This is a genomic window from Xenorhabdus koppenhoeferi (assembly GCF_900116635.1).
Classification (GTDB): domain Bacteria; phylum Pseudomonadota; class Gammaproteobacteria; order Enterobacterales; family Enterobacteriaceae; genus Xenorhabdus; species Xenorhabdus koppenhoeferi.
The window spans coordinates 41,593-55,868 of the sequence record NZ_FPBJ01000002.1; the positions used below are offsets into that span (position 1 = coordinate 41,593).

Sequence of the window (14,276 nt, forward strand, 5' to 3'; positions counted from 1 at the left end):
TACGCAGAAATTGTCAGTTCTATATTTTAAGTTATGCACAATCCCATACATATAATTCCATACATATATAGTTGTTGCTTTGTCATGAAAGGAAAAGACCATTAATTTATCACCATATGAGTAAACAAAAAAGCACTCTCTACCAGCAGATAAAAAGCATACTATTCAAACAATTCTATCTGACTCGGATATATATCCGTCGTCTTTCAAGTTGCAGCTTTGTTGGCTGCGCTGCATCTTGAAATCCATTGGGTATACACCCAATAAATTTTTTCTATGGCCTTGATCCCCTTCGGCAACAACCGAAGAGGATATTACAAATTAACTTTCAAGTGCCTTAGTAACTTTTTCGAACAGATCACCAGACAAGTTTTCTAGTTCTTTCAACTGATCCAATGCGGAACGCATCAAATCCTGACGTTTCTCATCATAACGTTTCAGACGAAGCAGTGGGTCAATCAAATTTGATGCAACTTGCGGATTCCGGCTATTCAAATCTGTCAGAACTTCTACCAAGAATTGGTAACCGCTGCCATCTTCACTATGAAAAGCCATTGGATTGCTGATAAAGAATGTTCTCAACAGTGAATAAACACGGTTTGGATTACTCAAACTGAAAGAACGGTGCTGCATCAGGCCACGTACTTTATCAAGTGCGTCGAAGACCGGATTAGTAGCCTGAAGCCTGAACCATTTATCCATAACCAAGCCATCCTGATGCCAGCGCTGATCAAACTCATCCATTAATTGATAGCTGCAAGGCAATTCAGCAAATACAGCCGCAGACAGTGCCGCGATGGTATCAGTCATGTTATCAGCCTGATAATACTGCGCAGCCACTAATTTATCAGCCTGTTCTTTATCATCAATAAAGGCCAGATAATAGAGACAAGTATTCCGCAAGTCGCGTTTTGCAATATCCAGATGATCCACACGATATGTGCCAACATGAAGACTACGATAAACCACTGCAAACTCATCTGCCATTTCATTAGCTAGCGTCCGGGTCATTGCACTAAGGACATCATGGATAGCTTTAGGATCAACAATGGTAAACAGTTCTGCCATTTCATTTTCAGATGGCAGAGTCAAGATCAATGCTGCTAGTGCCGGATCGATATTTTTATTCAGCAATACCGCACGGAAAGCATCGATAATATGCATTGGTAAGTCCAATGGCTGGGATTTTTGATGACGGACAACATTCAGTTTCACATAATTAGTGAGTAATGCCTGCGCAGCATCCCAACGCGAGAATTCATTACGTGCATGTTTCATCAGGAATGAAAGTTGCTCATCACTGTACTGATAATTCAGTTTGACTGGTGCAGAGAATTCACGCAGTAAAGACGGAATCGGCTGTGATGGCACATTATCAAATATAAATGATTGCTCTGCATTGATGACATTCAGGACATGATGCACTGGATGACCATCACGACGCAGCGGAATGACATTTCCATTTTCATTATAAAGCTCAATATCCAGAGGAATGTGCAACAGTTGCTTTTCCTTCTGATCTGTTGTTGGTGGTGTCATTTGACTAACGTGTAAAACGTATTGCTGTTTTTCTGCATTGTATTCGTCACGGATAGTCAGCACTGGAGTCCCGGATTGGCTATACCAGCGGCGGAACAGTGTCAAATCGACATTTGAAGCATCTTCCATTGCCTGAACAAAATCATCACAGGTTGCCGCGCTGCCATCGTGACGATGAATATAAAGCTGCATACCCGCCTGAAATTGTTCTTCACCCAATAAAGTATGGATCATTCGGATGACTTCTGAACCTTTTTCATAAACAGTACGCGTATAGAAATTATTCATTTCCATCACTTGGTCGGGACGGATCGGATGAGCCATCGGGCTGGCATCTTCCGCAAACTGGGCAGCGCGCATAAGGCGCACGTTATTGATTCGATTAACAGAACGTGAACCCAAATCAGAACTGAATTCTTGATCACGAAATACGGTTAGCCCTTCTTTCAGGCTTAGCTGGAACCAGTCACGGCATGTAATGCGGTTTCCTGTCCAGTTGTGGAAATATTCATGACCAATCACAGCTTCAATGGCAAGATAATCCTTATCTGTTGCTGTTTCTGTTTTTGCCAAAACATATTTGGAATTGAAGACGTTCAGCCCCTTGTTCTCCATTGCTCCCATATTGAAGAAATCAACGGCAACAATCATATAGATGTCAAGGTCGTACTCCAATCCAAAACGAGTTTCATCCCATTTCATCGAATTTTTCAAAGATGTCATGGCCCAGTCCGCACGATCTAAATTACCGCGATCCACAAACAGTTCCAGTGCAACTTCACGACCACTGCGAGTAACAAAAGTATCACGCAGAACATCAAAATCCCCCGCAACCAATGCAAACAAATAAGCTGGTTTTGGGAAGGGATCCTGCCATTTCACCCAATGGCGGCCATCATTCAATTCACCCTGCTCAATTCGGTTACCATTGGAGAGCAAGAATGGGTATTGGGATTTATCCGCTGTAATGCGGGTAGTAAAACAGGCCAAAACATCCGGACGATCCAAATAATAAGTAATATGGCGGAATCCTTCGGACTCACATTGGGTACATAAGGTACCTCCAGATACATACAGTCCCTCAAGTGCTGTATTTGCCGATGGGTTGATTTCATTCACAATCTTCAACGTAAATTGGGCTGGAAGTTGTTCAATTAGTAACTTTCCATCCCGTTCCTGATAATGCCCCCACGATTCATCATCTATATGGATACTTTTTAATGTAAGATTTTCTCCATCCAAAATCAGTGGTGTAATATCATTAGCCAAACGCTTTATCTGACTGATTGCCGTCACCGTTGTTTTATTTGCATCCAGATCAAAATCGAGATTAATGTCGGTAATTGTGTAATCTGGTGTTTTATAATCCAGACGGCATTTAACAAGTCGCTGTTGTGTCATAGGGAACCTTTTCCATTACTTTTAACAGGCACATTTGATAACATTTATATAACCTTGGTTGCAAAACGCCTAGCGCATTATGTTTCCATAGAAACATTCCAAGCACTAACGCTGCCATAGAGAGACAACCCTTTCAATCATTAAGTTTCTTTTTTGAATGTTAATAATTTATTAATTAATGGCATAAATTATGTAACCAATATATTGGTGCTTTTGTGCTAACTGTCATCTCATATCTCATTTAACATGATATTATCTACAAATGGATTAACCTTAATCTTTAGACTTGGGAAAATATATGCTGCTATGTAGCTTCAATAACCCAATAATCACTGTATACTCTCCCAACTTTATCGATTTAGCAGACACGAATACGCTCCGCGAGGATGCCTGACGCGCTATGACTTTAGACGCTACCCCGATTATCAAATCACTGCTTGATACTGACGCTTATAAATTTCATATGCAGCAAGCAGTGTATCACCATTACAGCAATATTCCTGTTGTTGCAGAATTTCGTTGCCGTGGTGATGAATTGCTCGGAGAATACGCCGAAATGTTGCGCCATCAAATTAATATGATGGCTGATTTAACACTGACAGAACGTGAAGCCGATTATCTTTCCCGTCTTCCGTTCTTTAAAGAGGATTACCTAAACTGGTGCAAAACATTCCGCTTTAATCCTAAGCAAGTGGAAGTCTCCGTTACCGATGAAGGGCAATTGGCTATCCGCATTTCCGGTTTGTGGCACGAGGTTATCCTGTGGGAAGTGCCTCTACTTGCACTGATCAGCGAATTGGTTCATCGCCATCGCTCGCCTGAAATAACACCAGAAGATGCCGTTATTCAGCTTAGAAAGCTTATTGAGCTGTTTCATAAAGATGCAGCGGAAGAAAATATCGATCTATCTGGTTTCAAGTTAATGGATTTTGGTACTCGCCGTCGTTTTTCACACGAAGTGCAGTACGCTATTATCAATGAGCTGAAAAATAATTTCCCTTATTTGATCGGAACCAGTAATTACCAACTGGCAGAACAGCTTGACCTCCCTCCTCTTGGCACACAAGCTCACGAATGGTTCCAGGCTCATCAGCAAATTAGCCCAGAACTTGCCAATAGTCAGCGGGCAGCACTGCAAACATGGCTGAATGAGTATCCAAACCAATTAGGCATAGCCCTGACAGACTGTATCACCATGGATGCTTTCCTTCGAGATTTCGACAAACCATTAGCGACCGCATACCAAGGTTTGCGCCATGATTCCGGTGATCCTATTGAGTGGAGTGAAAAAGCCATAGCACATTACCAGTCACTGGACATCGATCCGATGACGAAAACATTGGTGTTCTCTGACAGTCTGGATCTGCAAAAAGCGCTGGCGCTGTACCACCATTTTCATAAGAGAATCAATGTGATTTTCGGTATTGGTACTCGGTTGACTTGCAATATTCCGGGGGTAAATCCACTGAATATCGTGATCAAACTCGTCGAATGTAATGGCAAGCCGGTGGCAAAACTTTCTGATAGTCCCGGAAAGACCATCTGTGAAGATGATGAGTTTGTCGATAGGTTACGCCGGGCATTTGACATTCCTTATATAGAAAAAGCAGTATAATTCCGCTGATTCCTTAGCATAACCAGCCTTATGCTGGTTATGCCGATAAAAAACACCTTTTCCCTGTATTTCCTCATTAAGACTCGCAATTTCTTCTTGTTTCCTGAGAGATGGCAAGTAAGATAGAAGATCTGCCCCTAATGGGGGGCATTTATGGTAAATCTAAAATCTATCTAATTCACTTATATAAAGAAGAGAGAAATTTATGAGCGTAGCGCCTGTAGTCGATGTACTGCAAGGCCGTGTTCCGGTTGACAGCGAAGTCACCGTTCGCGGTTGGGTACGTACAAGGAGAGATTCTAAAGCTGGTATCTCGTTCCTCGCCGTCTATGACGGTTCCTGCTTTAATCCATTACAGGCCGTCGTTAATAATAATTTACCTAATTATCAGGATGAAGTATTACATTTAACCACGGGCTGTTCTGTAGAAGTGACGGGAACAGTAGTAGCATCTCAGGGCAAGGGACAGTCTTTTGAACTGCAAGCGATGAAAGTTGTTGTGGTTGGTATGGTTGATGATCCTGATACTTACCCAATGGCGGCTAAACGCCACAGTATTGAATACCTGCGTGAAGTGGCTCATCTTCGCCCACGTACCAACTTGATCGGGGCAGTTGCTCGTGTTCGTCATACACTGGCTCAAGCCCTGCATCGTTTCTTCCATGAAAAAGGCTTCTTCTGGGTATCATCCCCACTGATCACCGCATCAGATACAGAAGGTGCAGGTGAAATGTTCCGCGTTTCTACGTTGGATCTGCAAAACCTGCCACGTACAGATAAAGACGAAGTGGATTTCAGCCAAGACTTCTTCGGTCGTGAAGCTTTTTTGACAGTATCCGGTCAGTTGAACGGTGAAGCCTATGCTTGTGCATTAAGTAACGTTTATACCTTCGGGCCAACTTTCCGTGCGGAAAACTCCAATACCAGCCGGCACTTGGCAGAGTTTTGGATGGTTGAACCTGAAGTCGCGTTTGCGGATCTGAATGATATCGCCAGGCTTGCCGAAGATATGCTGAAATATGTCTTCAAAGCGGCATTGGAAGAACGTGCAGATGATCTGGCATTCTTTGCAGAACGTGTTGATAACGAAGTTATTACTCGTCTGGAGAAATTTGTTGATTCTGACTTCGTTCAGGTAGATTACACTGATGCAATAAAAATTCTGGAAAATTGCGGCCAGAAATTTGAAAACCCCGTTTTTTGGGGGGTGGATTTGGCCTCAGAACATGAGCGTTATCTGGCAGAGAAACACTTTGAAGCACCAGTGATCATGAAAAACTATCCAAAAGACATCAAAGCCTTCTATATGCGTATGAATGAAGATGGCAAAACTGTTGCTGCGATGGATGTTCTGGCTCCTGGAATCGGTGAAATCATCGGAGGCTCTCAGCGTGAAGAGCGTTTGGATATGCTGGATAAACGTCTGGAAGAGATGGAGCTGAATAAAGAAGATTACTGGTGGTATCGTGATCTGCGCCGTTACGGCACTGTTCCTCACTCTGGTTTCGGTTTAGGCTTCGAACGTTTGGTGGCTTATGTTACTGGAGTATCAAATGTTCGTGATGTTATTCCATTCCCACGGACACCAAGAAACGCAAGTTTCTAATGAATCAGATAAAAAAACAATCTAAAATCTAATCCTTCAAAAAGCCAGCAAAAGTTGGCTTTTTTTATTTTATTTGTCCCGTCCTAAATAAGGTTGAACCTGAGCAACGAATAAAAGAACTTGAACAGCAACTGACTGAAATGGAAAAGAAAGCTGAATTTTTTGAGGCGGCAGTAGAGGTGTTAAAACGGGATTATGGAGTGACTGTCGTAAAAAAGCCACGAGGCAAGTCATTCAGGCGAAAAAAGTAACCGGCTTCCATGTGGCTCAATGTTGCCGTTATTTGGGTATCACACGACAGGATTATTATCAGCAATGTCAGCGGGCAGTCATCAAAGAACAACAGGCCCAGGATGTGCTGAGGCAAGTGCAATCAATCCACCTGAAGCAGCCCCGTATTGGCACGAGAAAGCTTCAGTACCTGCTCAACCAATCAAACCCATTAAAAATAGGCAGAGACAGTCTGTTCGATTTACTCAGGCCCCATCATTTGTTGGTCAGACCAGACGGGCTTACCACAAAACGACGCAGAGCCATCATCGTTTTCACTGTCACCCTAATTTACTTAAAGTAGCATAAAAGCTTTTCGTAACGAAATTCACTGGTTATTGTGATAAGAGTGATAGCAACGTCACATAGCTTATCGAATTTTCAGATCTCGCTTCGGCGGAGTTTTTGCTTTTTGGGGGAAAGCAAGCCTCATTATGATGATTATTCCTTCCCTAATTATTATTAACTGGTTTTGTAGACTTTCTTTATCTGATTTAAGTTATCAGTGCTGCCCTTATTTTAATATGGAATATTCATGGATTATGCAGGTAATATCTAAGTGATGTTTGGCAAGGTTAATTTATATAAATAAGGGGATTGTTATGATAAATAAAAAATAGACAAAGATCCCATTAATGTTCTAAAAGCGCTATCCTACCCTTAGCTTTTAAAGGGGTATAAGTGGCTTAAGGTAGTTTATCAACCTTTGCCTCCACAACAACCCCCACAATATGTACATGATTGTTGAGAGGGATCATATTATATTGCGGATTCAGTGGCTTCAAAAACTTATCATATCCTTCAGTAATCAATTGCTTAAAAGTCAGCTCTTTTTCCCCATCCAGCTTTGCCACGACTAACTTATTGATTGTAGGTTTTATTTCTGGATCAATTAAGATGATCATGCCTGATGGTATGCTTAATCCATTTGGAGAAGTCATTGAATCACCTTTTACTTCCAGCCAAAAAGCACGCTGTGAACATTCAACAACAGTTTCATATCTCTTTTCAATACGATTTGAATTGTATGTAGTCGCGGGTTCTTCACACCAATGGCCTGCACTTGCCCAGTCAAGTAATGGGTATTGTTTTTGAAGTTGTGGATGGTCAGAAAATGCAACATTATTGCCATAGAGAACAGTGACAAGGTTTCTGGCTTGTTTCTCTAATGATGGACTGAAATCTGCAATCTGAACCCCTAATTTTTGGGCGAAATAAGTTGCCATCTCCAGATTAAGTGCGTTTATGCCGTTGAGATAGTGTGAAATTGCACTTTGAGTCTTGCCAATTTCTTCTGCAAGCGTTTCCTGAGAGATGCTGAGCTGTTTTTTCTTGGATTCAAATAGCTCTTTTAAGCGTGTGGCATCTGCAAGTTGTTCTGCTGTGAGTTTCTTTTTCATGAGAGCATTTTAATACCAACGCTATTAAAATGATAAATACTAAAAGTATTGAAATATTCAGTACTTTAGATATTATTTTGAGATGTACAGGAGGAAACTTATGGAAAAAATTCCATTATCAGAATATGTAAAGCTAAATGGCCAAGCTAAAACAGCAGGTTTGGTTGGTGTTCATCAGACTGCGATAAGTAAGGCATTGAGATCAGGCCGTAAAATATTTTTAATTCGTCAGAAAGATGGAACTTATAAAGCTGAAGAATGCCGCCCATTTCCTAGCCAAAAACAGGCTGTATTACGGGTAGAGGAAATAGAGGGAATATAAGAAGGGTGACTAATTCATCTCTATTATAGATTGAATTTAATGATATCACTGATTTTATTAAGATGTTTTTTGTGTATATTGCCTGGGAGAAAATATGAATTCTAACATTTACCACTATTTGAGAATGATAGGGAGTATCCTGGATATCATGCCTGCAAACGATTATCGTGATACTTTAGGAACTGATTCATCAAATGAATATTTATTCGAAAATAGAGAGTATTCTTGTTATTTTGATTTACTTCCATCACCAGAAGTATTAAAAAATTATGAATCAATCTTACCAGGTTGTACAGAAAGAATATTCTCTCTGAGAGAGAAAGAGCAACTTTTTCAACATGAAAAACAGAAAAAAGCGCTTGATGGCCTGATTAACCGAGATAAAAGAGGGCAATGGATGGGTTTCTCCATCGCTATGTTTATCTTAATGATTGCGACTGTTTTTGCTTTTAAAGGTGAAATTTTGTTTGCTGGTACTTTAATCACTATTGATTTAGTCGGATTGGTTGCTGTGTTTGTCATAGGACGAAAATTAAATATTGCATGATATTAAATCACTATGGAAAGTAACTCAGAGAATAGGTAACTATTTTGACTTACTATTTTTTATAGCTGTTATTTTTGTTTAAATTTATCTCCATGGTTCTTACTCTATGTCAATCAAATTGGTATGGAATTCATCGACAAGTATAAAAATTTGTATGATAGAGGGAATATTTATGTATTAAAAATAAATTAGCGTGTAATAGAGAGTTAATATGGATATTAAAACTGTATGTGATCTTCACCAATCAGGAAAGAAACTGAAATATCTTTTTTTCTGGGGTCATAAAACGAATCATACCAACCATATGGCTAAATCTTGTCTGAGTCAGTGGTATCCCATCAAATTTACTGTTGATGAAATAGAATATGCTAGTTGGGGTGAGTGAGCGCAGCCAACAAAGCTGCAACTTGAAAGGCGACGGGTATATGCTCTACTCTCAGCTAATTAAGAATTGTAATCTAATCAATTTATTCTGTTATAGAAAAAGAAACCAATAGTTATTACTCTGTATTTAATGAACTTCATCTAAAGTTACCCATACGACCAAAGGAACTTAATCTTGCTTGATTCAGTTTTATTTTCTGCGATTAAAAGGCCGAAAGCTAAAGTACAGTTGATATTTTTACACCACGCTGGAGGTTCTTGTTTTTCCTATGTGGAATTAGCTAACAAATTGTCGGAGTCTATTGAAGTCTATTTTCTGGAACTTTCAGGCAGGGGAATGCGAATGTCGGAACCTTTCCAGAAAGATGCTGGCACTGTACTGTCTGATATTCTTGCTTCAATAAAACGTTTAAGGCTAGGAGAGGATAAACCTTTGCTATTGTTTGGTCACAGTTTAGGTGCAGAGATTGCTTATCAAGTTACTCGTAAAATTGAGAATGAAATATCTGAAAAAAAATTAGCGCTAATTCTTTCTGCCCGTGCTTTTGTCGATCCAGAAAGTTTTAAAAATAGCCCAAGTGAGGAATATTCTGATACTCATGTATTGGATGTCATTGAGCAATGTGAAGGAACACCCTCAGATGTTCTTGTTAACCCTGAGTTACGTAATTATTTAATAAGAACAATGAAAAATGATTTGGTTTTACTGGATTCTTTATCTCGATTACCAAAAGGGAAAATTAATGCTCAAACTCATGTCATAGGTGGATCTCAGGACAACAGAGTTCCTGTTTCCCGTTTGGAGGGATGGTGGAATGTATTGCCTGCACCAACAGAACAACAAATTTTTACCGGAGGGCATTTTTATTTGTTTACTAATGATGCAGTACTCCCTTGGCTTGAAAAACGGGCCAGAGAATTAGTTGAACAAAGTTAGCGTTAGCACCAAAACCTGAAGTATGGGCTAAGATGATGATGGATATTGCACCACAGGTAGATAGCAATACAACTTTTATTGGCCATAGCCTCTGGTGTATTACTATTCTGAGACCTTTAAAGGTGATACGTTCAGCTTCTCTTCATATTGGTGGATATATTCTGGTTGCAGGGTGTGACTTACCTCAAGCTACTTTACCAGAATTAAAGTGATTACTATTGATAATGGCGGTCATTAGTATCTCTCCGATTATTCTGCTGATTTGGATGATGACCAAACGTAATGGTATTCCATCCTATATTGCTTTACCCCTGACTGTGCTTATTATTTATCTCATGCAAGTATTTTGGTTTGGGGTTCAACCGAGATTGTTACATGCCAATATCATAACAGCGTTGATTACTGTTTTTACTCCTGTCACGATTATTTTAGGCGCGATTTTACTGAGTAAATTGATGAAAATTAGTGGCGCTGAAGATGTTGTACGCAATTGGTTAGAAAATATCAGTCCTAATCCTGTGGCTCAGTTGATGATAATTGGCTGGGCTTTTGCTTTTATGATTGAAGGTGCCAGTGGTTTTGGAACACCAGCTGCGATTGCTACTCCTATATTGGTAGGTTTAGGGTTTAATCCATTGAGGGTGGTTTTGACTTTGGTGATGAACTCAGTTCCTGTTTCTTTCGGGGCAGTAGGAACGCCGGCTTGGTTCGGTTTTACCAATGCTGGTTTATGGAGGAATTGCGGCTGTCATGGCCTTAATTCTGGCATCCTGAAAATGTGCGAATAATTTTTCAACAATAAGGTGCATATTATGATTATTTCCGCTTCAACTGATTATCGAGCGGCAGCACAGGCTAAGTTACCGCCTTTTTTATTCCATTATATTGATGGTGGAGCCTGTGCAGAGCATACCCTTAAACGTAATACCACAGATTTATCGGATATTGAGTTACGCCAACGTGTATTGAAAGACATGTCTGAATTGAGTCTGGAAACCAGTCTGTTCGGAGAAAAAGTCTCAATGCCTGTGGCGCTGGCACCTGTGGGATTATCGGGAATGTATGCGCGTCGTGGTGAAGTGCAGGCTGCACGTGCTGCGGCTAAAAAGGGGATTCCATTTACTTTGTCGACGGTATCAATATGCCCGATTGAAGAAGTGGCTGCTGCGATTGATCGTCCAATATGGTTTCAGCTTTATGTACTGAAAGATCGTGGTTTTATGCGTAATGTGCTGGAAAGGGCACAAGCTGCGGGTGTTAAGAATCTGGTGTTTACGGTTGATATGCCAGTTCCCGGAGCACGTTATCGTGATGCTCATTCTGGTATGAGTGGCCCGAATGCTGCTATGCGACGTATTTTGCAAGCGATGACACACCCGCGTTGGGCATGGGATGTGGGGCTTCTGGGCAAGCCACATGATCTTGGTAATATTTCTGTATATCGCGGCAAGCCAATCAAACTGGAGGATTATATGGGATGGTTGGGAAGTAATTTTGATCCCTCTATTTCATGGAAAGATTTGGAATGGATCCGTGATTTCTGGAAAGGGCCAATGATTATTAAAGGCATTCTTGATCCCGAAGATGCTAAAGATGCTGTACGTTTTGGCGCAGATGGTATTGTGGTATCTAACCACGGCGGGCGTCAGCTTGATGGCGTCCTGTCAACGGCACGGGCTTTACCCTCAATTGCCGATGCAGTAAAAAATGACATTACCATCCTTACCGATTCTGGTATACGAACCGGCTTGGATGTACTGAGAATGCTTGCTCTGGGAGCCGATAGTGTTTTGTTGGGGCGTGCTTTTGTTTATGCGCTGGCAGCGGCGGGTGAGGCAGGGGTTTTCAATCTGTTGGATCTGATTGATAAAGAGTTGAGAGTGGCGATGATGTTAACTGGAGCGAAATCAATCTCAGAAATTAATTCAGAATTGTTGGTACGCCATCAGGCTTAATGGACAATGGTTGCTATTGTGAGTCAGCAGAATTTATCCTGCTGAGCATATCCTATTAGCTTTATCTCTATGGAGCGATATCCCTGTCATTCAGGTTTATCTGGCTGCCCGTAAGGGTTTTCAGTCAAGTGAACTGAATATGATAACAACTAATTTGTCCGAGAAGTAGAAAGCCGTTTCGGGGAAAATGTTAAAAATATTCTTATTTGTAAAGAGTTATATTATTTGAATGCGAAATATACAAATATTTTGGTATTGACCTTAAGTGATAATGACTATTAAATAATAATTATTTGTTATAATTACAATAAGGAATAATATGAAAATCAAAGGCTCTCCTTTCCTGTTTTTTATTTTGTCAGTGTGTTTTTCTCAGGCTCTGGCATTGGATTTAGGCTACAAAAGCGATATACCTGCTGATAACAAGCCTTCAGAAGAGTATCTGAAAAAAAGAAACCAGTTGGATCACAAGGACTGGGATATGGAAAAACTGGCTTCTGATAATACATTGGCTGAGAAACAGGAGAATGAACGTCAGGAATACCAGAATAGGTTTAAATACAAGCAACAACATTCGGAATCCATTTACGATTGGGATAAGAAAAGGTGGATAACTTCTTCCCATATGAACTCGACACACACTATGCAGAATTTCAAAAAACATAAACAACACCGATGCTATAGAGAAACCAGACAGAAATTAGAAAAAGAAAAAGGAAATGGCTATTCCTATGCTGATATTTCTGATGCCTGTGGTTTTTATTAGAATACCGATGGTTATCAGATTGAGCGCTGCATCAGGGGAAATAGGTCGATTCAGATTGAAGTAAGCCCAACTGTGGATCTATTTTAGCTTGATAAAATTGTATCGAAATCGCCCAATCACGTTTTCATTGAGTTTACATAAAAGTAAAGCCATCTCAGCATAACGAAGATGGCTTTTGTACATCTGATTATCGATTATTTTCGCAATTAAGATTTTGCTTCCGTTCCATGTAATCTGCTCATCAAACGACGATGACTTATCCATACATACGTGATAGGGAGGGATAAAACCGTCATAGTTGCAAAGCGAAAAATCAGCAGTGCTATCAGTATTCCCAATTCATCAACGTCAAAGCTCCAGTACCAACCATAATATTGTTATTTCAGATTGTATTCTTTCTAATCCACTGATTTATAGTGTTTTCTTTGGAAAGTAACTATCAAATGATTTATATCAGTGGATATTATTGTTATCACCGTATAGGGATGGCATCCCTTCGGGGCGTGTTTTGAAGCGACGATGTAGCCACATATATTGTTCAGGTGATTGCATAATTTCCTTCTCAATTACCTTATTAATAAATGTTGCTGCTTCTACTTCATTCTTAAGAGGAAAACCTTCTACAGCAGCTTGGATAATTAATTCATAGCCTTTGCCACCAGGCAACCTGTGAGGAGTAAAAGGGATTAATGCAGGATTGGACAAGCGGACGAGAATTGAAGTGCCTGTTGTGGTTGCAGCATGCTTAACAGCAAATAACGGAGCGAAAACGCTGTTGCGTGGGCCATAATCATGATCAGGCGCATACCAGATAATTTCACCGTTTTTCAGGCAGCGGATCATCCCCTTAACATCTTTTCTATCCAGCATGTATTTATTAGAGCGGAGTCGTCCCCAAGTTTGCAGCCAATCCATGACTGGATTGTCATTTGGGCGATAAACGCCAATACCCGGATTCAGAATCCCAAAGATACGTGCCCCTAATTCTAATGTCAGAAAATGAATCCCAATAACGATAATCCCTTGGCCTTCGGACTGCACTTTTTGAATGTTTTCCCGTCCGGTGATTTTAAACCAGCGTTTGACTCTCCAGTCAGGCCAGAACCAGGCCATTCCGGCTTCAAACAGACCCATGCCAACAGATTCAAAATTTTTGACCAGCCATTCATGCCGTTTTTCTGGTGGCATTTCAGGAAAACAAAGTGCCAGATTACGTTCAGCAACTTTGGCACGTTTTTTCAAAAAACGTTGTGAAAACCGCCCCAACCGAGTACCCATCCAGTAAATCGCGGGATAAGGAAGTAAAACCAATAAATAAAGTATGCCGATACCTAGCCAAGTCAGCCAGTAACGGGGGTGTAAAAATGAACGATGAAAAGAGGGTGCTTGTATCATGTGTTTTCAGTATGTTTTGTCAGGCACCTACAGAGATAGGCCCTAAGAGTAATATTGGCATGATTATGATATTCCCTTGCCTGATATTCAAATATTTGATTTACATTGTTTGGATAAAAGAACGTAAATCATGATGGGC

10 protein-coding genes and 3 pseudogenes are annotated in these 14,276 nt (G+C 40.5%); 10 read left to right on the forward strand and 3 right to left on the reverse strand.

The annotated features are described in order from the left end of the window. Nucleotides 1-321 precede the first annotated feature (321 nt). Nucleotides 322-2,940 carry an aminopeptidase N gene (gene pepN / locus BM329_RS00970; protein ID WP_092547575.1) on the reverse strand — a complete coding sequence of 873 codons (2,619 nt, stop codon included), beginning with the start codon at nucleotides 2,938-2,940 and terminating at the stop codon, nucleotides 322-324. Between the two features lie 400 nt (nucleotides 2,941-3,340). Between pepN and pncB the strand changes: the two genes are divergently transcribed. The 3 genes and pseudogenes from pncB to BM329_RS14935 form a co-directional block, all read left to right on the forward strand. Next, the gene (gene pncB / locus BM329_RS00975; RefSeq protein ID WP_092547577.1) at nucleotides 3,341-4,555 is read left to right on the forward strand and encodes a nicotinate phosphoribosyltransferase; all 1,215 of its coding nucleotides are present in this window, start codon (nucleotides 3,341-3,343) and stop codon (nucleotides 4,553-4,555) included. Between the two features lie 205 nt (nucleotides 4,556-4,760). After that, nucleotides 4,761-6,161 carry an asparagine--tRNA ligase gene (gene asnS, locus BM329_RS00980; protein ID WP_092547579.1) on the forward strand — a complete coding sequence of 467 codons (1,401 nt, stop codon included), beginning with the start codon at nucleotides 4,761-4,763 and terminating at the stop codon, nucleotides 6,159-6,161. A gap of 98 nt (nucleotides 6,162-6,259) precedes the next feature. Then, nucleotides 6,260-6,731: pseudogene (locus BM329_RS14935) on the forward strand (IS3 family transposase); the annotation flags it as partial. A gap of 386 nt (nucleotides 6,732-7,117) precedes the next feature. Here BM329_RS14935 and BM329_RS00985 read toward each other — a convergent pair. Then, nucleotides 7,118-7,831, reverse strand: a complete 714-nt coding sequence (locus BM329_RS00985) for a LexA family protein (protein WP_092547581.1) — start codon at nucleotides 7,829-7,831, stop codon at nucleotides 7,118-7,120. Nucleotides 7,832-7,931: 100 nt separating this feature from the next. Here BM329_RS00985 and BM329_RS00990 point away from each other — a divergent pair, with 100 nt between their 5' ends. From BM329_RS00990 to BM329_RS01015, 7 genes and pseudogenes are all read left to right on the forward strand, one after another. Then, nucleotides 7,932-8,153: a Cro/CI family transcriptional regulator gene (locus BM329_RS00990; RefSeq protein ID WP_092547582.1), complete on the forward strand. Its 222-nt coding sequence runs from the start codon at nucleotides 7,932-7,934 to the stop codon at nucleotides 8,151-8,153. A gap of 94 nt (nucleotides 8,154-8,247) precedes the next feature. Next, the gene (locus BM329_RS00995) at nucleotides 8,248-8,700 is read left to right on the forward strand and encodes a DUF2335 domain-containing protein (protein ID WP_092547583.1); all 453 of its coding nucleotides are present in this window, start codon (nucleotides 8,248-8,250) and stop codon (nucleotides 8,698-8,700) included. A 559-nt stretch (nucleotides 8,701-9,259) separates the two neighbouring features. After that, a complete protein-coding gene (locus BM329_RS01000; protein ID WP_177216156.1) occupies nucleotides 9,260-10,021 on the forward strand; it encodes a thioesterase II family protein in 762 nt (253 codons plus the stop codon). A gap of 14 nt (nucleotides 10,022-10,035) precedes the next feature. Then, nucleotides 10,036-10,233, forward strand: a pseudogene (locus BM329_RS15255) (alpha/beta hydrolase); the annotation flags it as partial. A gap of 12 nt (nucleotides 10,234-10,245) precedes the next feature. Continuing rightward, a pseudogene (locus tag BM329_RS01005) lies at nucleotides 10,246-10,752 on the forward strand (L-lactate permease); the annotation flags it as partial. Nucleotides 10,753-10,833: 81 nt separating this feature from the next. Then, nucleotides 10,834-11,976 carry an FMN-dependent L-lactate dehydrogenase LldD gene (gene lldD / locus BM329_RS01010; protein ID WP_092547595.1) on the forward strand — a complete coding sequence of 381 codons (1,143 nt, stop codon included), beginning with the start codon at nucleotides 10,834-10,836 and terminating at the stop codon, nucleotides 11,974-11,976. A gap of 319 nt (nucleotides 11,977-12,295) precedes the next feature. Then, nucleotides 12,296-12,742 (forward strand): hypothetical protein, encoded by a 447-nt coding sequence (locus tag BM329_RS01015; RefSeq protein WP_092547598.1) that lies wholly within the window; start codon nucleotides 12,296-12,298, stop codon nucleotides 12,740-12,742. A gap of 453 nt (nucleotides 12,743-13,195) precedes the next feature. On the opposite strand, the gene BM329_RS01020 is transcribed toward BM329_RS01015, so the two are convergent. After that, on the reverse strand, nucleotides 13,196-14,137 hold the full coding sequence (locus tag BM329_RS01020; RefSeq protein WP_092547601.1) for a Kdo(2)-lipid IV(A) acyltransferase: 942 nt from the start codon (nucleotides 14,135-14,137) through the stop codon (nucleotides 13,196-13,198). Nucleotides 14,138-14,276: the final 139 nt, after the last annotated feature.

Excerpts from the sequence above, each read along its gene's own strand:
- pepN (WP_092547575.1), bottom strand. The coding sequence starts at position 2,940 with ATGACACAACAGCGACTTGTTAAATGCCGTCTGGATTATAAAACACCA.
- pncB (WP_092547577.1), top strand. The coding sequence starts at position 3,341 with ATGACTTTAGACGCTACCCCGATTATCAAATCACTGCTTGATACTGAC.
- asnS (WP_092547579.1), top strand. The coding sequence starts at position 4,761 with ATGAGCGTAGCGCCTGTAGTCGATGTACTGCAAGGCCGTGTTCCGGTT.
- BM329_RS00985 (WP_092547581.1), bottom strand. The coding sequence starts at position 7,831 with ATGAAAAAGAAACTCACAGCAGAACAACTTGCAGATGCCACACGCTTA.
- BM329_RS00990 (WP_092547582.1), top strand. The coding sequence starts at position 7,932 with ATGGAAAAAATTCCATTATCAGAATATGTAAAGCTAAATGGCCAAGCT.
- BM329_RS00995 (WP_092547583.1), top strand. The coding sequence starts at position 8,248 with ATGAATTCTAACATTTACCACTATTTGAGAATGATAGGGAGTATCCTG.
- lldD (WP_092547595.1), top strand. The coding sequence starts at position 10,834 with ATGATTATTTCCGCTTCAACTGATTATCGAGCGGCAGCACAGGCTAAG.
- BM329_RS01015 (WP_092547598.1), top strand. The coding sequence starts at position 12,296 with ATGAAAATCAAAGGCTCTCCTTTCCTGTTTTTTATTTTGTCAGTGTGT.
- BM329_RS01020 (WP_092547601.1), bottom strand. The coding sequence starts at position 14,137 with ATGATACAAGCACCCTCTTTTCATCGTTCATTTTTACACCCCCGTTAC.